20 protein-coding genes and 1 tRNA gene are annotated in these 20,863 nt (G+C 68.5%); 9 read left to right on the top strand and 12 right to left on the bottom strand.

Translation table 11 applies throughout. The annotated features are described in order from the left end of the window. Together galK and galT are read right to left on the bottom strand one after the other, a co-directional pair. Entirely contained in the window at positions 1-1,149 is a 1,149-nt protein-coding gene (gene galK, locus AC1C2T_RS18055) for a galactokinase (RefSeq protein WP_495386205.1), read from the bottom strand. Continuing rightward, positions 1,146-2,252, bottom strand: a complete 1,107-nt coding sequence (gene galT / locus AC1C2T_RS18050) for a galactose-1-phosphate uridylyltransferase (RefSeq protein ID WP_495386359.1) — start codon at positions 2,250-2,252, stop codon at positions 1,146-1,148. The genes galK and galT overlap by 4 nt, the downstream gene beginning before the upstream one ends. Before the next feature lie 140 nt (positions 2,253-2,392). Here galT and AC1C2T_RS18045 point away from each other — a divergent pair, with 140 nt between their 5' ends. Next, positions 2,393-3,238, top strand: a complete 846-nt coding sequence (locus AC1C2T_RS18045; RefSeq protein ID WP_495386204.1) for a DeoR/GlpR family DNA-binding transcription regulator — start codon at positions 2,393-2,395, stop codon at positions 3,236-3,238. After that, complete coding sequence (locus tag AC1C2T_RS18040) at positions 3,235-4,167, top strand: aldose 1-epimerase family protein (protein ID WP_495386203.1); 933 nt, start codon at positions 3,235-3,237, stop codon at positions 4,165-4,167. Before AC1C2T_RS18045 ends, AC1C2T_RS18040 begins: the two co-directional genes overlap by 4 nt. A gap of 746 nt (positions 4,168-4,913) precedes the next feature. Here AC1C2T_RS18040 and AC1C2T_RS18035 read toward each other — a convergent pair. The 4 genes from AC1C2T_RS18035 to AC1C2T_RS18020 form a co-directional block, all read right to left on the bottom strand. Next, positions 4,914-5,471, bottom strand: a complete 558-nt coding sequence (locus tag AC1C2T_RS18035) for an RNA polymerase sigma factor (protein WP_495362862.1) — start codon at positions 5,469-5,471, stop codon at positions 4,914-4,916. Next, a complete protein-coding gene (locus AC1C2T_RS18030) occupies positions 5,468-5,893 on the bottom strand; it encodes a hypothetical protein (protein WP_495386202.1) in 426 nt (141 codons plus the stop codon). The genes AC1C2T_RS18035 and AC1C2T_RS18030 overlap by 4 nt, the downstream gene beginning before the upstream one ends. A 338-nt stretch (positions 5,894-6,231) precedes the next feature. Beyond that, complete coding sequence (locus tag AC1C2T_RS18025) at positions 6,232-6,693, bottom strand: hypothetical protein (RefSeq protein WP_495386201.1); 462 nt, start codon at positions 6,691-6,693, stop codon at positions 6,232-6,234. 336 nt (positions 6,694-7,029) lie between these two features. After that, positions 7,030-8,208, bottom strand: a complete 1,179-nt coding sequence (locus tag AC1C2T_RS18020; RefSeq protein ID WP_495386200.1) for a MarP family serine protease — start codon at positions 8,206-8,208, stop codon at positions 7,030-7,032. Positions 8,209-8,444: 236 nt separating this feature from the next. On the opposite strand from AC1C2T_RS18020, the gene AC1C2T_RS18015 reads away from it, so the two are divergent. After that, on the top strand, positions 8,445-9,485 hold the full coding sequence (locus AC1C2T_RS18015) for an LLM class F420-dependent oxidoreductase (RefSeq protein WP_495386199.1): 1,041 nt from the start codon (positions 8,445-8,447) through the stop codon (positions 9,483-9,485). Between the two features lie 173 nt (positions 9,486-9,658). Then, entirely contained in the window at positions 9,659-9,841 is a 183-nt protein-coding gene (locus AC1C2T_RS18010; RefSeq protein WP_495362855.1) for a YegP family protein, read from the top strand. A gap of 127 nt (positions 9,842-9,968) precedes the next feature. Here the strand turns inward: AC1C2T_RS18010 and AC1C2T_RS18005 are convergent, their stop codons facing one another. After that, positions 9,969-11,138, bottom strand: coding sequence for a hypothetical protein (locus AC1C2T_RS18005; RefSeq protein ID WP_495386198.1), 1,170 nt, complete (start codon positions 11,136-11,138; stop codon positions 9,969-9,971). A gap of 141 nt (positions 11,139-11,279) precedes the next feature. Between AC1C2T_RS18005 and AC1C2T_RS18000 the strand changes: the two genes are divergently transcribed. Together AC1C2T_RS18000 and AC1C2T_RS17995 are read left to right on the top strand one after the other, a co-directional pair. Then, complete coding sequence (locus AC1C2T_RS18000; RefSeq protein ID WP_495386197.1) at positions 11,280-12,623, top strand: sensor histidine kinase; 1,344 nt, start codon at positions 11,280-11,282, stop codon at positions 12,621-12,623. Next, positions 12,616-13,314, top strand: a complete 699-nt coding sequence (locus tag AC1C2T_RS17995) for a response regulator (protein ID WP_495386196.1) — start codon at positions 12,616-12,618, stop codon at positions 13,312-13,314. Before AC1C2T_RS18000 ends, AC1C2T_RS17995 begins: the two co-directional genes overlap by 8 nt. Positions 13,315-13,485: 171 nt before the next feature. Here AC1C2T_RS17995 and AC1C2T_RS17990 read toward each other — a convergent pair. Beyond that, positions 13,486-13,557: transfer RNA gene (locus tag AC1C2T_RS17990), tRNA-Lys, on the bottom strand. Between the two features lie 328 nt (positions 13,558-13,885). Here AC1C2T_RS17990 and AC1C2T_RS17985 point away from each other — a divergent pair. Continuing rightward, entirely contained in the window at positions 13,886-14,524 is a 639-nt protein-coding gene (locus AC1C2T_RS17985; RefSeq protein ID WP_495362851.1) for a DNA-directed RNA polymerase subunit beta, read from the top strand. 242 nt (positions 14,525-14,766) lie between these two features. Next, entirely contained in the window at positions 14,767-15,654 is an 888-nt protein-coding gene (locus AC1C2T_RS17980; protein WP_495386195.1) for an aminodeoxychorismate lyase, read from the top strand. A gap of 118 nt (positions 15,655-15,772) precedes the next feature. Here the strand turns inward: AC1C2T_RS17980 and pstB are convergent, their stop codons facing one another. The 4 genes from pstB to AC1C2T_RS17960 form a co-directional block, all read right to left on the bottom strand. Then, positions 15,773-16,552, bottom strand: coding sequence for a phosphate ABC transporter ATP-binding protein PstB (gene pstB / locus AC1C2T_RS17975; RefSeq protein WP_495386194.1), 780 nt, complete (start codon positions 16,550-16,552; stop codon positions 15,773-15,775). A gap of 22 nt (positions 16,553-16,574) precedes the next feature. Beyond that, positions 16,575-17,669, bottom strand: a complete 1,095-nt coding sequence (gene pstA / locus AC1C2T_RS17970; RefSeq protein ID WP_495362849.1) for a phosphate ABC transporter permease PstA — start codon at positions 17,667-17,669, stop codon at positions 16,575-16,577. Next, positions 17,669-18,604: a phosphate ABC transporter permease subunit PstC gene (pstC, locus tag AC1C2T_RS17965; protein WP_495362848.1), complete on the bottom strand. Its 936-nt coding sequence runs from the start codon at positions 18,602-18,604 to the stop codon at positions 17,669-17,671. The genes pstA and pstC overlap by 1 nt, the downstream gene beginning before the upstream one ends. Positions 18,605-18,694: 90 nt before the next feature. Next, entirely contained in the window at positions 18,695-19,786 is a 1,092-nt protein-coding gene (locus tag AC1C2T_RS17960) for a phosphate ABC transporter substrate-binding protein PstS (RefSeq protein WP_495386193.1), read from the bottom strand. A gap of 617 nt (positions 19,787-20,403) precedes the next feature. Here AC1C2T_RS17960 and AC1C2T_RS17955 point away from each other — a divergent pair. Then, on the top strand, positions 20,404-20,688 hold the full coding sequence (locus tag AC1C2T_RS17955) for a GIY-YIG nuclease family protein (RefSeq protein ID WP_495386192.1): 285 nt from the start codon (positions 20,404-20,406) through the stop codon (positions 20,686-20,688). Positions 20,689-20,863: the final 175 nt, after the last annotated feature.

Genomic DNA, 20,863 nt, shown 5'->3' with positions numbered 1-20,863 from the left:
TCAGGCGTCGCGTCGTGCACCCTGCGCGGCGTGCACGGTGAACACCGACGGCTCGCGGTAGCCCTGTTCGGCGAACGCCGCGAGTACCTCGCGCGTCACGACCGGCACGAGGGCGTCGACCATGAGCGCGATCGCCGCGCCGCCGAAACCGCCACCGGTCATCCGAGCGCCGATCGCTCCGGTGGCCTGCGCGGTCGCGACGGCGAGGTCGAGTTCGGGTACCGAGATCTCGAAGTCGTCGCGCATCGAGACGTGGGAGGCGTCGAGGAACGGCCCGATCGCGCCGGGCCCGTGCTCGCGGAGAGTGCGCACGGTGTCGAGCACGCGCTGGTTCTCGGTGACGACGTGACGCACGCGGCGGAAGGTCTCTTCGTCGAGCAGCTCGGCAGCCCGTTCGAGGTCGGCGGGTCGGATGTCCCTGAGCGAGTCGACCCCGAGCGCCCGAGCCCCGGCCTCGCACGACGCCCGGCGGGCGGCGTACCCGCCCGAGGAGTGCTCGTGCGCGACTCGCGTGTCGATCACGAGCACCGACAGGCCGTCGGCATCGAAGCCGAGCGGGATGACGTCGGCATCGAGGCTGCGGCAGTCGAGGAAGACTCCGGCGTCGGCTTCACCCAGCAGCGATGCAGACTGGTCCATGATGCCCGTCGGTGCGCCGACCGCCCGGTTCTCGGCGAGGCGGCCCACCTTCGCGAGCGTGGGCCGGTCGAAGCCGAGGCCCCAGTGCTCGTCGAGCGCGAGCGCGACGGCGCATTCGATCGCGGCCGATGACGACAGGCCCGCGCCGATCGGCACGTCGGAAGCCACATAGAGGTCGACGCCCCGCACATGTTCGAGGTCGGCGCCGAATTCGCCGAGTGCCCATGCGACGCCGAGCGGGTATGCGGCCCAGCCGGTGACGGCGTCTGGAGTCAGCTCGTCGAGGTGGATGGTGACGGCCTCAGGCGAGAATGTCGAGGCGACGCGGATGACCCGGTCGTCGCGGTCGCCGAGGGCGACGGCGGTGCGCCGGTCGATCGCGAAGGGGAAGACGAATCCGTCGTTGTAGTCGGTGTGCTCGCCGATGAGGTTGACTCGGCCGGGCGCCGACCAGACGCCCGCGGGGCTCCGGCCGAACCACTCTGCGAACCCGTGTGCCGCCTCGCTCATACTTCGGCCTTTCCGATTGCGGCGCGCAGCGCCTCTGCCTGGGCTTCCGGGGGGACGTCCCCGATCCATGCTCCCATCGCCGCTTCCGACCCGGCGAGGTACTTGAGCCGGTCAGCGGCTCGCCGCGGACTCGTCAGTTGCAGCATGAGTCGCACGTCGTCACGTCGTTCGTGCACCGGCGCTTGGTGCCACGCGGCGATGTACGGCGTGGGTGTGTCGTAGAGCAGGTCGATTCCGCGCAGCAGCCGCAGGTAGATCGACGCGAGTTCGTCGCGTTCGGCGAGGCTCGTCTCGGCGAGATCGGGCACCTGGCGGTGGGGGAGGAGGTGCACCTCGATCGGCCACCGGGCGGCGAACGGCACGAAGGCGGTCCAGTGCTCGCCGGCGAGTATGACTCGCGGTCCGCTCCGTTCGCGTTCGAGCAGGTCGGCGAAGAGCGTGGGCCCGTAGGCGTCGATCGAGGCGAGCAGTCGCTCGGTGCGCGGCGTCACGTAGGGGTACGAATAGATCTGGCCGTGGGGATGACCGAGCGTCACGCCGATCTCGCGCCCGCGGTTCTCGAACGGGAACACCTGCTGCACGCCCGGCAGCGACGACAGGGCTGCGGTGCGCTGTGCCCACGCTTCGATCACGGTGCGCGCGCGGGAGAGCGTCTGCGTGCCGAACGATCCCTCGTGCTCGGGGCTGAAGCAGACGACCTCGCAGCGGCCGATCGAGGGGTGCGTGCGCTCGAGTCCGACGCGCCGGAGCTCGGCGAGGGCGTCGGTATTCGAGGCATCCGCTTCGCCGAGCGCCGGCCCGAATGACGGCGACCGGTTCTCGAAGACGGCGACGTCGTAGTTGCTCGGAATCTCCGAGGGGTTGTCCGGTCGTTGCGGCGCGAGCGGGTCGAGGTCGGCGGGCGGCAGGAAGACGCGGTTCTGGCGGGCTGCGGCGATCGAGATCCACTCGCCGGTCAGCGGGTCCTGTCGCATCTCGGCGTTCGCCGGGCGGGGGTCGAGCACCCGCTCGTCGACGCCGCGCCCGGGCGGCAGCGTCGAGTCGGCGTCATCGAAGTAGATGAGTTCGCGCCCATCGGCCAACCGGGTCGTGGTCACAGCGATGCGGGGGTCGACGAGCGGGGCGGATGCCGCTTCGGCGACGTCGTTCGAGTCGGTCACGCGGCACACCCTACGCTTCTTTCGTTTCGCAAACAACTCGGTTTCGTATTGCAAAGTAGGCCGGTACGCCGCATGATTCCCTTATGACCGATGCAACCGCGCGCGCGAGCGGGCAGCCCGACGTGCTGCGGCGGCGGGAGCTCGCCCTCGCCCTCGTCGCCGAGCGCGGTTTCGTGCGCGTCGCCGAGCTCAGCACCGCATTCGGCGTCACCACCGTCACCGCGCGCGCCGACCTCGACGCGCTCGAACGTCAGGGCGGCATCCGGCGCGTGCACGGCGGGGCCGTGCCGGTCTCCTCGCCGCTTGCGACCGAGCGCCCCGAACGAGAACCGAGCTTCGAAGAGGCGCTCGAGGCATCCGTGGTTCCGAAGCGGCTCATCGGCGAGCTCGCGGCTTCACTCGTCAAGAGCGGGCAGAGCATCATCCTCGATGTCGGAACGACGACGCTGCAGGTCGCCCGCGCCTTGCGCGCGCGTGCCGAGCTCGACGACGTCGTCGTCTTCACGAACGGGCTCTCGATCGCGCTCGAGCTCGAGGCCGAGATCCCGCGCTTCACGGTCGTCGTCACCGGCGGCACGCTGCGGCCGAAGCAGCACTCGCTCGTGCACCCGCTCGCGGGCTCGATGCTCGATGAGGTGCACGTGGATCTGGCCTTCATCGGCTGCAACGGCGTCGACCCCGTGCATGGCGTGACCAACGCGAACCTGCCCGAGGCGGCGGTGAAGGCGCTCATGATGAGAGCCGCTGCGCGCTCGGTCGTCGTCGCCGACGCGACGAAGCTCGGCGAGGTCCATCTCGGCAGGGTCGCTCTCATCGATGCCTTCGACGCGCTCGTCACGGATGCCGCGGCGCCGCGGCCGATCGTCGCCGAGCTCGAGGACGCGGGGCTCGCGGTGCACTTCGCACGAGACTCTAGAGTGGATCCATGACCCTTCCCACGGGCGAGCAATTCGCCCTCGAGACGTCGACGTCGAGCGGGGACATCCGTGCGACGATCACCGCCGTCGCAGCAGGCCTCCGCACCCTCAGCATCAACGGCATCGATCTCGTGCCGTCGTTCCCAGAAGACCAGGCGCCGCCCATGGGCGCCGGCATCGTTCTCGTGCCGTGGCCGAACCGCATTCGCGACGGGCGGTGGAGCCACGAAGGCGTCGAGCACCAGCTCGCGATCACCGAGCCGGCGCGGGCCAACGCCATCCACGGCCTGCTGCGCTACACCGAGTACAAGCCGATCTCCCGTGAGCGCGACTCCGTGACCCTCGCGGCGACGGTGTATCCGCAGCTCGGCTATCCGTTCCTGCTCGGCACTGCCGTGCACTACGAGCTCGTGGCCGACGGCCTGCGCGTCACGCACTTCGTCGAGAACCTCGGCGCCGACCCCGCGCCCGTCGCGATCGGCACCCACCCCTACCTGAAGATCGGCGGCGTGCCGACAGCTGACCTCACCCTGCGCCTCGACGCGGCGAGTCACATCGAGGTCGATGACCGACTGCTGCCCACGGGCGAGGTGCCCGTCGACGGCACCGAGTGGGACTTCCGTGAGGGCCGCAGGGTCGGCGATGTCTCCCTCGACGACGCCTTCGGCGAGCTCGCGAGCGAAGACGGCCAGGTGCTGCACACGCTCACCGCGCCCGACGGCCGCAGCGTCTCGATCTGGGCCGACGACGAGTTCGACTACGTGCAGGTGTACACCTCGCGCGAGTTCCCCGGCGAAGACGGAGACGTCGCGATCGCTGTCGAGCCGATGACGGCGCCGGCCGAGGCGTTCAACTCCGGCCGGGGCCTGCGCTGGCTCGATCCCGGCGACGAGTGGCAGGTTTCGTGGGGCATCCGCTTCGAGGGGTTCACGGCGGAATAGGCAAAGGCCTCTCTCTCGACGAGGCATCTTCCGCTACGAGGGGATTCGGGTGCATCCGACCAAGGTCGTGCCTGCAACGGAAGGTCGGGCTGGTCGTGCGAGCACCGTCGCGTTGCGCGGCGACGCTCAATAGAAGATCATCAGTGCAGCCATCCTGCCTTCTTGTTCGTGCTCGTTTACTCGGTCGTCGCGATCTCAGACTCGGTCTCGCGGTCCTGCGCCTGCGGTGGTTCAACCAGAACGTCAGCGAAGACTTTCCTCGCACCCTTTGTCATCGCTGGCGACTTGCGACTCCCGGCCGGCAACGACGCGGAAGCCTTCGTCGACGCAGACGACATCGCTCTACAAACGGCCGAGCAGTTTCTGCGCACGCCTTGGCGTGCATCACGAATGCCGGTCGACCATCTGACGTCCGCATGCGGATCGGCTATAGGGCGCCCCTCTTCGAGGTTTTCATACCGAGTTCTTCCCTAGTCCCACAGCGTTTCGGGTAGCCGGGGGCAGGCCTGTTCCAGATCTGCTAATTCAGCTTCTGTAGCGGCGCCCTCATATGCCTCGGCGTGAGGAAGCCATGGCTCGTCGTAGTACGACTCACGGAATTCCTGCCTGCTGGGAGCGGTGGGAGTCTCGAAGCCGCGTTCGCGTTGTCCGAGATATCGATCGGCTTCGTAGGGGGCAGATCGATTGCGGCGGGGTCGATCGGCTGGACATTCACGAGTGCTGCTCCTTGTGTGAGTCGGGTGTTTCTACAGCTCGGTTATGACCGTCGTAGTTCGCACATCCATGGGTGTCGGGCTGAGATCGGCGCGCAGGAGTTCACGGGCGCGTGCGTACCGTGAACGGGCGGTCGACGCGGAGGTTCCTGTCATGGTGCTCGCGTCGGCGAGACTGAATCCGTCCCAGTGGATCAGTCGGACAAGTTCCTGGAGCTGGCGAGGCAGTCTCGCTATGGCGGCACGTATGTGCGCGGACTCCTCGAGCGACTCCGTCTCGCTCGGCGTGACCAGATTCGCGCGGGCGAGTTCGTCGCGAAGCCGCTCGACTGCCGCGTGCCGGCGCCGGCTCGCGCGGTAGGAAGCGGATAGGACCCGGGAGGCGATGCCGTATAGCCATTTTCGGGCTTCGGTTTCGTCGGCGGGGAGCCGGTCGATGCGTTTCCAGGCGACGATCATGGTCTCGCTGAGGAGATCCGCCGCGTCTGCGCGAGGCTCAGTGCGTCGTTCGAAGTAGGCGAGGAGGTCGGGCGCGTTCGCGCGAAGGGCGCTGGTGAGTTCCGCCGTGCGCGGGCCTGACGCGCGGCTCATCGATCGGCCCCGTCGCATTGGCCGCCCGATTCCAAGGACACATCCTCGGTGGGAAGGCCGAGACTCGCGACGTGCTCCACCATGAGCTCGGAGATGGCCATGTGGCGCGCCGCGGACTCGGGATTTCTGGGTCCTCCGCCGTTACGGGTCAGTTCGGCGAGTTGCGCCGTGATGTCGACGGCGCTGATGTCGAGCGTCGCGAGGTACTCCTGTGCAGCCTGCAACGACGGCGAATCCAATTCTGATTCCCGCTCTGAGATCGAGGCGGGTACCACACGGAATCCTTCATGGCAGAGCTCGTCGCCCCGCGAGTACGACGTCGTGTTGTCCGTCCACCCGAACCACGCGAGCACGCCAGGCGTGGCCGCGGCGAGAGAGGCCCCACCCGCGAGTGCGAACACGATGAAGCCGCCGGATACCATCGGGCGCCACCGGCGTCGCGCCGTCAGCGGCTGTGCATCAACCAGGTCATCCAGCGCGGATGTTAGGCGTGGGCTGCGCTCTGCCAACTCGGGCTGCGATCGACGCAGCAGCTCATCCAGATCTTCGTTCACCGTGTAGCCCGTCCAATCGTTCGACTTACACATATATGTCCGCCGGCGCCCGAAACGTCCATACCGCTCTCGAAGCTCAAATCCGAACTCAACGCGCTGAACCAGGAATCCCATCCTGAAGAAAGGACCACGTGCACAGCCGCTCGCCGTGGACGGTGCGTGTTTCGGTAAGGGACCGGCTTGCGGGTGAGCTGAGAGCGCCGAGGCTAGTGGCGAGCATTGGCAGGATGCGGCGCCCGATCGTTGCCATCGTCAAGTGTGAATTCCAACGCCTTGCGTCTCAACACGATCGCGCAGATGACGACCGCGACGGAGACGAGGAGACCGAAGAGCATCGGTGGTCCGCCGACGCCTGCGACGGATCCGGCATGTACGAAGACGCCGGCGAACAGTGCGCCCGACGAACCGAGAGCCACAGGTAGGACGATCGCCCACCACTTCTTTCGCTGGGTGCGGGTGTTCGTGGCCGCGGTCGATAGCACCTGCCATGCGGCCAGCAGGGCCAGCTCAAACAGTCCGATCGTGACCCCGATGACGATGACGTATGGACGCGCCAGGCCCGCATATTCGGGATATCGGGCTGCAGACTCTGCAGCAACGCTGGGAACGACCCAGAACTGCATCAGCAGGGCGACGACGAACAGTGCACCCAACGCGATGCGCACCACTGGAACGTTCTGCTTGGACATGATCATCCGAATCGTCTCGCCTTCGTCATTCACACGATAGTGACGATGAGGTGAGCCGTGCGGGACAGAATCTGGACCGCGCGCCGCGCGGCAGGTTAAGCCAGCTAGAAGTTCGGCGGGTGGATCCGCAGAGAGATCGGCTATCGAGACACGAAGCCGCCAAATAGCGAGCACAGAACGCCGCCATCTAGAGCCCAAATTCACAGCGTTACGACCATTCGGCAGGCAGCGGTCGATAACGGTCGCGTGCGGGCCGCCCGCTTCCCTCATCGAACGGCGCGGGCGCTCTTCGCCCCCAGCCGAATAGGCACGGGCTCAACCGACGACGCACGCTCCCGAGTCCACAGCCCTGCTGAGATTCGGCGCGTCGCCGGCGAGCGGCGCGAGGGTCGATGCCGGAATCGCGAAGCCGACGTTGTCGACAGCCTCCGATTTCGCGAAGACCACACCGCCGACGGCGCCGTCCCCGGTGAGCACCGGCCCGCCCGAATTTCCGTGGTCCACATCGGCGGCGAGCGTCATCACGTTGCGCGTCGAAGTGCCGTCGGCAACCGAGATCCTAAGCGGCCCGCTCGCCATCACGTTCGCCGGGCGCAACTCGAATGGCCCGCCGAACGGGTACCCGGCGACGGCGACCTCTTGGCCCGGTGTTGCCGTTGCGAGCGCCAGGGGCGGCGTCGCGAGTCCGTCGACGGCGATGAGCGCGAGGTCGTGCGTGTCGTCGTAGGCCACGACCCGCCCCGGAAGCGCGGGTTGGCCCGGTGCCTCGACGATCGGCTCGGTGACGCCGGCAACGACGTGGGCGTTCGTCACGATGCGGTCGGGTGCGACCACGAAGCCGCTGCCCGACAGGGTCGAGCCGCACTGGAACGCGCTGCCGGTGACGCGCACCACGGATGCCGCGGCGCGGGCGAGCTCGGCATCGTCGACCTCGAACGTGGGCAGTGCCGGGCTCTCCGTCGGGCCGTCGAGCACGTCGACGAGCCAGGGGATGCCCTCGCCGAGCGCGGCGGTTCGGATCTCGGCGAGGAGTGTGCGGGTCGGTGCCGGCGTGACGGCGTCGAGGCTCTGCAGCATCCGCGATCCGGCCACCGCGGGGGAGAGCACGGGGACCCCCATCGCCGAGACCCCCGAAGCGACGAGTGCGACGACGAACGCAGTGACGAGCAGGTTGCCGAGAGCACCGAGGACTCGGTCGAGCACCCCCAGCTTCACTGCCCGCGCGCCGTGCCGGAGGGCACGGCCTACGACCGCGCCGAGCCACCCACCGAGGCTGAGCAACACGATGGCGACCGCGATGGCCGCGGGCGCCCGCCACTCGGGCCAGGCGACGACACCGGCGATCCAGGGCATGACGAAGTACGCGGCGATTCCGCCGGCGACGAGCCCGATGAGTCCGGCGGCCGTGCGCAGTAGGCCCGCGCGCGACCCGTTCACGACGGCACCGATGAAGACGAGCACGAGCGCGATGTCGAGCAGGATGCTCCAGACCACTGTGGCTCCATTCGTCGGCGGCAGGCGGGGATCTCCAGCCTGCGGCATCCGTCTCTGAGAGTGCTGAAGGCGCGCACACCGCAGGGCGGGTTCTCCGCAACCCACGACCGAACCGATCGTCGTCATCGCCACGTAGTCGACCTGCGACAACGGATGCCGCGTCGACGCGGCACCTCGGTTAGGGTCTGAGTGCCCGTGGCCGAACAGCCGGGCCCACCACACGATGAGGAGTTTGGATGCGCGTCGGCATGTTCCTGAATTACGCGGGCGGCTTCCGTGAGGTCGCCGACGAGGTCGTCGAGCTCGAACGAGCGGGCGTCGACCTCATCGCCGTGCCGGAGGCCTACTCGTTCGACGCGGTCAGCCAGCTCGGCTTCCTCGCCGCCCGCACGTCGACCATCACGCTCGCGTCCGGCATCCTGCAGCTCTACACCCGCACGCCCACGCTCACGGCGATGACCGCCGCCGGCCTCGACTACGTCTCCGACGGCCGGTTCGAGCTCGGCATCGGGGCATCCGGCCCGCAGGTCATCGAAGGATTCCACGGAGTGCCCTACGACGCGCCGCTCGGCCGCACCCGCGAACTCGTCGAGATCTGCCGCATGGTGTGGCGCCGCGAGCCCGTCGTGCACGATGGGCGCCGCTACCGCATCCCGCTGCCCGAAGGCGAGGGCACCGGCCTCGGCAAACCGCTGAAGCTCATCAACCACCCGGTGCGCGAGCGCATCCCGATCACGATCGCCTCGCTCGGCCTCAAATCGGTCGAGCAGACGGCCGAGATCGCCGACGGTTGGCTGCCGATGTTCTTCCACCCCGAGCGTGCCGCCGGGGTGTGGGGCGACGCGCTCGCCGCGGGCACAGCCAAGCGTGGGCCCGAGCTCGCGCCGCTCGACATCTTCGCGAGCCCCGCGCTCGCGATCACCGACCACCCCGAGCAGGTGCTGCCGCTCGTCAAGCCCCAACTCGCGCTCTACGTGGGCGGCATGGGCGCCCGGGGCAAGAACTTCTACAACGAGCTGATCTCGAACTACGGCTTCGAAGCCGAGGCGGCCCTGATCCAGAACCTGTATCTCGAGGGGCGCAAAGACGAGGCGATCGCCGCCGTGCCCGACGAGCTCGTGCGTGCCGTCTCGCTCATCGGTTCCGCTTCACACGTCGCAGAGCGGGTGGCCGCCTTCGCGGAGGCCGGCATCACGACTCTCGCCGTCACCCCGCTCGCCCGCACCTCGGCCGAGCGGGTCGCCCTGATGGCGGGCTTCCGAAACCTCGTGGCCTGAGGAGGCAGCTCGCGCGACATCCGCTCGCCTGCAGATGGCCAACGGATGTCGCGTGCATGAACTCTCCCGTATGAACTCTCGCCTGCCTCTGGCGCGGTGCGCCGTTGCAGGTCTACCGTGAAACTGTGCACACGAAGACGTGGGCGCAAAGGGACACCTGGGGAGGAGCCGCCATGGCGGGGACGTTCGAGCTCTACGAGGATGCGAGCGGGCAATTCAGGTTCCGACTGAAGGCCGGCAACGGTCAGACGATCGCGGCATCCGAGGCCTGCACGACGAAGGCGGCCGCGAAGAGCGGCATCGAGTCGGTGCGCACGAACGCGCCCGCTGCACCGATCGTCAACCAGGCCGAGTAGTTCGAGCGCCCGCCGAGGCGGTGCCAGGTACGACAGTGCCAGGTACGACAGTGCACGGTACGAATGCGTCTCGTCTCATGCGTGGCGTCGAGTCCGACCGCGTTCGAAGGGATCGCCGTTCAAGTGCTCACCGGGCCAGTCGATCGGCGACCTGCTCGCGTGACCGCCAGGCCGCGTACGCCCAGACGGCGAGTGCGAGCGTCGGGCCCCAGTACCAGAGCGGCAGCACGAGCGACACGACGAGTGCGTCCATCGGCCCGCTCGGGTTTCCGACGGTGGTCACGAGCATCGGACCGGCAGCGATGCAGAGCAGGCCTGCTGCAGTGAAGCCGGGCACGGCAGCCGCGAGTACCGGCACGGGGCGGCCGCCGACCCGCGGCATCCACGTCGGGAAGACGCGGCCCCACGGCAGGATGAGCCCGAGTGTGAGGATGCTCGCGGCGGCCGCACCCGATCCGATCATGAGGCCGGTGGCGAGCATTGCGGACGGGAGGTCCGTGGACGGCGAGAACAACGGCCACGGGGTGAGCCAGCTCACTCGCGCGATCGCGTAGGGCAGCGGGCCGAGTGCCGCGAGGATCGTGAGCGTCCGGCGATGACGTACGAGCCAGCCCTCGAATCGACGACCGGCCGGTGCGGCGCGGATGGCGATGACGGCCACCACAGTCCAGCCGGCGGTCGCAGCCACCGACACGATGACCACCAGGAGGTCGGGAAGGTCGGCCGCGAGGGCACCGGAGAAGCCCACTGCGAACTCGGCGATGCCGTCGAGTGTGAGGCCGGCGAGCCAGACGGATGCCGCGACGATCGCGATGAGACCGGCGAGCAACGCGAATCCGAGCCGGGGAGCCCGCACGAGCATCACGGCGATCGTGACGACTCCGGCGACGACCGACGCCAGACCGAAGAGGTATCCGGCGTACGCGATGACCGCCATGCTCCCGAGGGAGAAGCCGAGCGTCACGGCGATCGCCGCAGCTCCGCTGCCGATCAGGCGGGGGTGCGTCGCCATCGCCCCTCGCCGGAGCGCCGCCACCGTCAGCAGCACCCCGGCACCGCCCGCGACGACGGCGATCACGGCGACGGGCGTCGCCCCGAGCAGTGCGCTCGCGAGGCTCAGCATGTCGGCGGCGGCGAACGGGTTCAGCGCAGGCGCGAACAGCCAGACCAGTCCGAGACCGGCGATGCCGGTGGAGCCGATGAGGGCGACCACGACCAGTGCTCGCACCCGGCGGGCGTCGGCGGGTGGCGGAGCGGATCTCGTCACAGCAGACGCGGTTCGTGCAGTGTCGGTCATGTCGGGCTTCTCCTCGGAACGGTGCGATGGTTGCGCCGCGGACTCGCGGTCACCGGCCGATCGTCGCAGCGCCCACGAACCGCCGCCTCACCCGGACGGGTGAGGCGCCCGCCATCGGCCGCCGGTAGCGTGGGTCGCGAAATGGATGCCGCGTCAGATCCCTCAGCGCCGGAGTCGAAGCCGGCCCGCGCGTCCGCATCGCCTGCGCCGACGCTTGCGGACTGGGCATGGGCAGCGGCCGGCGCTGCGGCACTGCTCCCCATCACGATCGTCGAACTCGCACGTACGGTGCGCACCCCGCAGGGAGTTCCCTGGGCGGTCGTCGTCGTCGCGCTCTACCTCGTGCTCCACCTCACGGTGGCGCTGCGTCGCAGGTCGCCGCGCGGCACGCTCGTCGTGGCATCCGTCGCCATGCTGGGGCTCACCGCCGCGAGCCTGCCGGGTGCGCCGACCGTCGCGGTGCTGCTGCCCAGCAGTCTCGTCTATCTGGTGCTCGTCTTCACCGCCGCCGCGAGCGACGACCGGTGGGCAGACCGCCTCGCGCTCGTCTTCGGCATCGCGGGCGCCGCGATGATGACCGTGGTGGCGATCGCGCACGGCTCTCTGACGGCTTCCGCAGTGGAACCCGAACCCGGCGCGTTGATCGCCCTCGCGGGTTTCCTCGTCGCGTCGATCGGCGCCGCGTGGGCGCTCGGGCGGTATCGGCGCGAGTCACGCCGCAAGCGTGCCGCGCAGGAACTCGGGCGAGCGCAGGCCGCCGAACTCGTCGTGCAGCGCGAGCGCGAGGCGATCGCCGATGAGCGTCGCCGCATCGGCCGAGAGCTGCACGACGTCATCTCGCATTCCCTCGCGGTCATGGTCGCCCAGGCCGAGGCGGCACGCGTGCTCCAGAGCCGTGCCGAAGGCACCGCCGACGGCACCGCCGACCCGCGAGCGCGCGTCGCGATCGAACAGGTCGTCGCCACCGGGCGCACCGCCATGAACGACATGCGGGGACTCCTCACGGTGCTCGCCGAGCCCGCGCCCGGCGGCGACCGCATCGTCGATCCAGCGCCACGCGTACCGAGTCCCGGCCTCGCCGATCTCGCCGATCTCGCCCTGCGCGCATCCGGCCCCGAACGAATCGTCGACCTCACATCGACGGGTGAGCCCGGAGCCGTCAGCCCCGGCACCGCGCTCACCGCGTACCGGGTCGCGCAGGAGTCGCTCACGAACACGCTGAAGCACACGCGTCCTCCTACTCGCAGCGAGGTGCGGCTCGACTGGACGGCCGACGCGCTCGTGATGACCGTCTCAGACGACGGTGCCGCGGCGGAAGGACGTCAGCCGGGAGTCGAGCGCGGCGTCCGCGGCATGCGCGACCGCGTGGAGCAGGCCGGCGGCCGCCTCGAGAGCGGCCCTCGCGATGACGTCGACGGCTGGCTGACCCGTGCGATCCTGCCGTTCCAGCCGTACCTCACCGACCGGGAGCCGCGGGATGGCTGACGCCTCCGACACCTCACAGCTCGGCGGCGGCGCCGTCGCATCCGATCGCATCCGAGTTGCGGTCGCCGATGATCAAGAGCTCATCCGGTCAGCCGTCGCGGTCATGATCGAAGCACAGGCCGACCTCGAGCTCGTCGTCGAGGCATCCGACGGGGCCGAACTCCTGTCGGCGGCGCGGGCCCATCGCCTCGATGTCGTGCTGATGGACATCCGGATGCCGCGACTCGACGGCATCGAGGCCACTCGCCGGCTCGTGCTCGAGCACCCGCGCACTCGCGTACTCGTGCTGACCACGTACGACCTCGACGAATATGTGTTCGCTGCGGTGCGTGCCGGCGCCAGCGGCTTCCTGACGAAGGACGCTTCGAGCGAGGAGTTGACCGCGGCGATCCGCGCCGTGCACCGCGGCGATGCCGTGCTCGCCCCACGCGCGACGGCGAGCATCGTCGACTTCGTCGCTCGAGCGCCGCAGCCCCAAGACGCCGAATCGCTCCTCGCACCCCTCACGGCTCGCGAGCGCGACGTGCTGCACGAACTGCTGACGGGCGCCGCCAACGATGCGATCGCCGAGCGGCTCTACATGACCGTCAACACCGCGAAGACCCACATCGCCTCGATCCTCGCGAAGCTCGGGCTGCCCGACCGCGTGCACGTCGTGATCTGGGCGTACGAGCACGGGCTCGCGCGGTGATCGCGGCGAGTTCGTGACGGCTGTCGGTGGTTCTGCACTTCGCGCGAATGTCGGTCGAGGCCGAGAGCCTCGCCCCGACGGCCCATTTCGAGGAAGGTGAAACGTGACGCTCCGTGCGAACAGATCCGTCCGTTGGGACGGACCTGTTCAGTCGAGTCATGCGTTGAGAAGTGCCCCCGGAGAATTACGATATCTCGACCCACGGATTAAAAGTCCGTTGCTCTGCCTCTGAGCTACGGGGGCGCGACCGATGACCGACAAGCGATGCACGGGCTGCAAGCAGTCTAAACCACTCACGGAGTTCAACATTCGGCGCGACTCGCGTGACGGCCTGCAGAACGTCTGCCGTGGTTGCAATGAAGCTCGCACACGACGGCTATTCGCTGGCCCGTGTCATGTCCGAGATCGCGAAGTGTGATGTCCGATGTCGAAACTGTCATGCAAGGGTCACGTACGCACGCCAGGGCACCACATGGCGCACGAACTTCGTCGACCCGGGCAGGGCGGTCTGAGTCCGTCGATCTTCTCGACCCCGGGCGGCGCTCGGCTCGTGCGAGTAATGTGTGCGGCAATGCCTTCCGACTTCCATCGCCCTACTCGTTTCCCATCCGGCAAGTTCGAGGGATTCCTCGGCGCCGAAGACCCTGCACAGATCAGCCGCGTCGCGCATGACACCGCGGCGGCGTTGCTCGCGAGAGTGCGCGCGGACCCCGATCCTGAGGTCGTCGCCCGCCTCGTGACGTACACCGACGAACACGGCATCGATGCGATCGCCGAGCTCTGGGCGCCGGCATCGCCGAAGAGCCTGCCCGGCGCGCTGTGGCGCGTCTACCTGCTGCGCACGCTGATCCGCCAGGATCCGCACGGACTGAGCCTCGCATTCCAGCGAGGCACCGAGGTCTCGCACACGATCGACCAGGTCGTCGCCGGCGCGGCCATCCCCGCCGGCCCAGATGAGGTCCGCGAGCTCGCCGACCGCATCCTGCACGGACTCTTCACGGGCGACTTCGCCGTCGCCCTCGACCGCGCATCCGCATTCGCGCGAGTCACGGCGGCGGGCATGGCGAGCCTCGCCGACGACGCCGATGAAACCGACGCTGCGAACCCCGCCCGCTCCGGCGAACTCACGAAGCGTGCGCTCCGCTTGACGCAACTCGCCGAGGAGCTCACCTCGTGCGCGCGACTCTGGCGCACCGACTCGCTCGACTGATCGCCACGGGCTGGGGAATGAAGTGGCACCCGACCTCGTTTAGACTTGACGAGGCCGGCCGCAGTAACCCCGGGCTCCAATATTCGCCGCTCCGAGCGGCCTCGCGCCGAGAGGCGTTCTGCGGCCGGCCTTCATCGTCCCAGCGCTTCGCCAGATACAGCGCCGCGTGCGCTGCCGGTAAACCACGGCGAGCGGATGCTCCGGAGCCGTTCGTGCACGCGGCATCCGCGTAGCATCGGAGCATGCCCGCGACCGTCACGCTGCTCATCGAACCCGTGCCCGCCGACGCCGGCGCGACGGACTTCGCGTCCACGCTCCGGGAAGTCGACGCCGCGGCCCCGGCGCTCCGCGTCGGCGAGCTGTCGACGCAGCGCGGCGACGGCGTCTTCGAGACGATCGCGGTGATCGACGGCCACGCCCAGGAGGCGGGCCCGCACCTCGAACGCCTGCGCAATTCGGCGCTCATCTGCGAACTGCCTGAGCCGAACCTGCCGCAGTGGCGCGCCGCCATCGATCGCGCGGTCGGAAGCCTGCCGGCCGTCGGTCAATGGTCGCTGAAGCTCGTACTGAGCCGCGGCGTCGAGCACGGGCCCGCTCCGACCGCCTGGCTGCACGCGGCGCCGGCCGCGGACTTCAGCGAGTTGCGCGAGCGCGGGGTCGCCGTCGTCACACTCGATCGCGGGTATGCGCACGACGCCGCCGAACAGGCACCGTGGCTGCTGCTCGGGGCGAAGACCCTGAGCTACGCGACGAACATGGCCGCGCTTCGCGAGGCACGCCGCCGCGGGGCCGACGACACGATCTTCGTCTCCTCGGACGGGTTCGTCATGGAGGGCCCGACCTCGAGCGTGATCCTCCGGCACGGTGAGGTGTACTCGACGCCGGCGCCGTCGGGCGCGATCCTGCATGGCACCACGCAGCAGAGCCTCTTCGAGCACCTCGCCGCGACGGGTCGGGCGACGCAGTACCGAGACATTCCGATCGCCGAGCTCGCTGCGGCCGACGCGCTCTGGCTCGTGTCGAGTGTGCGGCTCACCGTCGGGGTGACCCGACTCAACGGGGCATCCGTCGCCTACGATGCCGACGAGACCAGGGCGTTCAACGCCTACCTGCTCTCGCCTCGCGACTGAACTGCAGCGGGCCACCGCGCCAAGAACGCAGTGCCCCAAACAGGACGACACGCCGACTCGGCCGAGAACAGACGCGAGTGGCGTGGATGTCGCGTCGCGTCCTGTGCTCGGACGAAGCTCAGCCGAAGCGGCCCGAGACGTAGTCTTCGGTCGCCTGTACTGACGGGTTCGAGAAGATCGTCGTGGTGTCGTCGTACTCGATGAGGTTTCCCGGCTTACCGGTGCCGGCGATGTTGAAGAACGCGGTCCGGTCGCTGACGCGCGAGGCCTGTTGCATGTTGTGCGTCACGATCACGATCGTGTACTGCTGCTTCAGATCCTCGATGAGGTCTTCGATCGCGAGGGTCGAGATGGGGTCGAGTGCCGAACACGGCTCGTCCATGAGGATCACCTCGGGGGAGACGGCGATCGCGCGGGCGATGCAGAGACGCTGCTGCTGGCCACCCGACAGGCCAGAGCCGGGGCGGTCGAGGCGGTCCTTCACTTCGTTCCAGAGGTTCGCGCCGCGGAGCGACTTCTCGACGAGCTCGTCGGCGTCGGACTTCGAGATGCGCTTGTTGTTCAGCTTCACGCCCGCGAGCACGTTCTCTTTGATCGACATCGTCGGGAACGGGTTCGGCCGCTGGAACACCATGCCCACCTGGCGACGCACGAGCACCGGGTCGACGTCGGGGTCGTAGAGGTTGTTGCCGTCGATGAGCACTTCGCCCTCGACGCGCGCGCCGGGGATGACCTCGTGCATGCGGTTCAGGGTGCGGAGGAAAGTCGACTTGCCGCAACCCGACGGGCCGATGAACGCCGTGACGCTGCGGGGCTCGATCGAGAGGGTCACGCCTTCGACGGCGAGGAACTTCGAGTAGTAGACGTTGAGGTCGCGGACCTCGATGCGCTTGGACACGGGTTTCCTTTGCTTGCGGGTCTCAGCGGCCGAACTTCGGCGCGAAGAATCGGGCGACGAGTCTCGCGATGAGGTTCAGCGCCATGACGATGAGGATGAGGGTGAGCGCGGCAGCCCAGGCGCGGTCGATGAACGCCTCGGCCGGGTTGCCCTGGTTCATGTACTGCGTGTAGACGTACACGGGCAGCGACTGCATGCGGCCGTCGAAGAGGTTGTAGTTCACGCTGGCGGTGAATCCCGCGGCGATCAGCAGCGGTGCGGTCTCGCCGATGACGCGGGCGATCGAGAGCATGACGCCCGTCGTGATGCCGGCGATCGAAGTCGGCAGCACGACCTTGACGACCGTCAGCCACTTCGGCACGCCGAGGGCGAGGGCCGCCTCGCGGAGCTCGTTCGGCACGAGCTTGAGCATCTCTTCGCTCGAGCGCACGACAACGGGGATCATGAGCAGCGACAGGGCGACGGCGCCGGCGATGCCGGTGCGCGTGCCCGGGCCGAGGAAGATCGCGAAGAGCGAGTAGGCGAAGAGCCCGGCCACGATCGAGGGGATGCCGGTCATGACGTCGACGAGGAAGGTGATGCCGCGGGCGAGCTTGCCCCGACCGTACTCGACGAGGTAGATCGAGGTCATGAGCCCGATCGGGATCGAGATGATCGCCGCTGCGCCGGTGATGAACAGCGTGCCGATGATCGCGTGCAGCGCCCCGCCGCCCTCGCCGGTGACGTTGCGCATCGACATCGAGAAGAAGTCGGCATCGAATCGGGCGGCGCCGAGACTCACGACCGTGATCGCGAGTGAGACGAGCGGGATCATCGCGAGCAGGAACGCGCCCGTCACGAGCGCCGTGACCAGTCGGTCCATCGCACGGCGCCGACCCTCGACGAGGCTCGAGAACAACCAGATCGAGGGGATGTAGAGCAGTGCGCCGATGAAGAGTGCGCCGCCCCAGTTGTAGCCGGCCCCCGTTCCCACGGCGACGACACCGAAGATCGCGGCGGCGACGGCGATCGCGGCGACGAGGATCGTCCACGGCGCCGACTTCGGGAGCCGGCCCGCGGTGAGCGAATTGGCGATCGGCGTGCCGGACTCGGGAGCTCGAGTGGTCTGGATGGTCATCAGTTCGCTCCCGAGAATTCCTTGCGGCGGCTGACGATCCAGCGCGCGAACGCGTTGACCGCGAAAGTCACGATGAAGAGGATGAGACCCGTTGCGATCAGCACATTGACGTTGAGGCCGTACGCCTCGGGAAAGCTCAGTGCGATGTTCGCGGCGGTCGTGTTGGGGTTGACCGAGGTGATCAACTGGAAGGTGATGACGGGCGATGCGGAGAGCACCATCGCGACGGCCATCGTCTCGCCGAGGGCGCGCCCGAGGCCGAGCACCGATGCTGAGATGATGCCGGGGCGTCCGAAGGGCAGCACCGCGGTGCGGATCATCTCCCAGCGGGTGGCGCCGAGCGCGAGGGCCGCCTCTTCGTGCAGCACCGGAGTCTGCAGGAAGACCTCGCGGCAGATGGCGGTCATGATCGGCAGCACCATCACGGCGAGCACGAGGGCGGCCGTGAGGATCGTGCGGCCGGTGGCGGACGGCGTGCCGCTGAAGAGGGGGATCCAGCCGAGGTTCGCATTCAGCCAGGCGTATGCCGAGACGAGGGCCGGTGCGAAGACGCCGATGCCCCAGAGGCCGAAGACGACGGACGGCACCGCGGCAAGCAGGTCGACGATATAACCGAGCACTGAGGCGAGCCGTCGCGGCGCGTAGTGGGAGATGAAGAGCGCGATGCCGATCGAGACGGGCAACGCGACGATGAGCGCCAGCGCTGCCGCCCAGACGGTGCCGAAGAGCAGCGGGCCGACGTACGCCCAGAAGTTCGTCGTGAGGATGGAAGCTTCTTCGCTGGTCGCCGCCATCGCGGGCAGGCTCTGCACGATCAGGAAGATCGCCACAGCCGCGAGCGTCACGAGGATCATCGAGCCCGCGAACACCGCCGAGCGGGAGAAGACGAGGTCTCCGACGCGGAGCTTCGCCTTGATCGGGGCCGTTACGGACATCTGATGCGATCCTCGGATCTCAAGGGAGGGAATCTGGGTGACGATCATGCCCGACCCCGTCGCGAGCGATCGGGGTCGGGCACGAACCTACTACTTGATCGAGTCGATCGCAGCCGTCACCTTCTCGCGGAGCGTGTCCGAGATCGGCGCGGAGCCCGCGTCGGTCGCGGCGACTTCCTGGCCCTCGGGGCTCGCGATGTACGACAGGTAGCCCTTGACGAGCTCGACGTTCGCCGGGTCCTCGTACTGGCCGCACGCGATGAGGTAGCTCACGAGCACGATCGGGTAGACGCCGGCCTCTTCCGAGGTGCGGTCGATCTCGATGGCGAGGTCGCCTTCGGCGCGGCCCTCGGCGAACGGCGAAGCGTCGACGATGGCGGCAGCTGCCTCGGGGGAGTACGGCACGAACTCGTCGCCGACCTTGATCGAGACTGTGCCGAGGTCACCGGCGCGCGAGGCGTCGGCGTAGCCGATGGTGCCGTTGCCGCCGGTCACGGCGTCGACGAGGCCCGAGGTGCCCTGAGCGGCTTCGCCGCCTTCGATCGGCCAGACTCCGTCAGCTTCCCAGGTCCAGACGTCGGATGCCGCGGCGCCGAGGTACTCGGTGAAGTTCTCGGTCGTGCCGGAATCGTCCGAGCGGTGCACGGGCGTGATGGCGAGGTCGGGGAGCGTCGCGTCGGGGTTCGTCGCGGCGATCGCCGGGTCGTTCCAGTTGGTGATCGTGCCGGCGAAGATGCCCGCGACGGTCGCCGCGTCGAGGTCGAGCGAGTCGACGCCCTCGACGTTGAAGATCACGGCGATCGGCGAGATGTAGAGCGGAAGCTCGACGATGGTCGAGTCGGGCGCGCACTTCTTGAAGCCGCCGGCGGCGATCTCCTCGTCGTTGAACGCCCGGTCGGAGCCGGCGAAATCGCTGGCACCCTCGAGGAAGGTCTCACGACCTGCACCCGAACCGGAGGGATCGTAGTCGATGGTGACGTCGGGGTTCGCGGTCTGGAAGCCGGCGATCCACGACTGCTGAGCGGCATCCTGCGAGGAGGCGCCCGCGCCGACGAGGTTGCCCGAGAGCGTCGATGCCGAGTCAGACGACGCTCCGCCGCCTTCGTTCGAGGCACAGGAGCTGAGCGCGATCGCCGCCGTGACGGCGACGACAGCGGGCACGCCGAAACGCTTGAGGTTCACGTGAATTCCCTTCCGGGGTTCGATTGCAGGTTTGTGGGCCGGTGCCGACCCGCCTGCGACGCTAATGAGCGCGCCTTACGAGCTTCCGCTACGACGGTAAACAGCAGGTGAACGACCGCTGTCGATGCGGATGTCGCGGCTTGCGTACCGAGTTGAACGCTCCCGTGGGTTGAGGAGGCGCGCCAGCGCCGTCTCGGGTAACTCCCGCGGGTTGAGGAGGCGCGCCAGCGCCGTCTCGAAACCCCCAACTCGGGCAACTCCCGCGGGTTGAGGAGGCGCGCCAGCGCCGTCTCGAAACCCCCGATCGGACAACTCCCCCGCGGGTTGAGGAGGCGCGCCAGCGCCGTCTCGAAACCCCCGATCGGGTAACTCTCCCGCGGGTTGAGGGGGCGCGCCAGCGCCGTCTCGAAACCCCCGATCGGGTAACTCCCGTGGGTTGAGGGGGCGCGCCAGCGCCGTCTCGAAACCCCCGATCGGGTAACTCCCCGCGGGTTGAGGAGGCGCGCCAGCGCCGTCTCGAAACCCCACTCGGCCTCAACTGCTGTCAGTCGGCCGCATGTCTCACGTTTGACCGGCTGCGGAACGGGAACGCCATCGAAGTTCGGCATCATGCGTTCATGGCACACATGGACATTCTCAGGTGCGGAGACGGAACCTACTACGTCGGAAGCACGCGGAATCTCGAGCACCGCCTCGAGCAGCATGCGCTTGGAGTCATCGAGTCGTACACGGGTTCGCGTCGCCCGGTAGAGCTGGTCTACTCCGAGGAGTACGACCGAGTTTCCGATGCCTACGCGCGCGAGAAACAGGTGCAGGGCTGGGCCCGCCGCAAACGCGAAGCGCTTGTTCGAGGTGAGTTCGACCGGTTGCCGGGACTCAGCAGCCGCGCACGACGTCGATAGGGTTTCGAGACGGCGCTGGCGCGCCTCCTCAACCCGCGGGGAGTTACCCGATCGGGGGTTTCGAGACGGCGCTGGCGCGCCTCCTCAACCCACGGGAGTTACCCGATCGGGGGTTTCGAGACGGCGCTGGCGCGCCTCCTCAACCCGCGGGAGAGTTACCCGATTCGGAGGTTTC

It is taken from the genome of Agromyces sp. Y558 (assembly GCF_059445415.1).
This window is presented reverse-complemented; position numbering and strand designations above follow the sequence as displayed.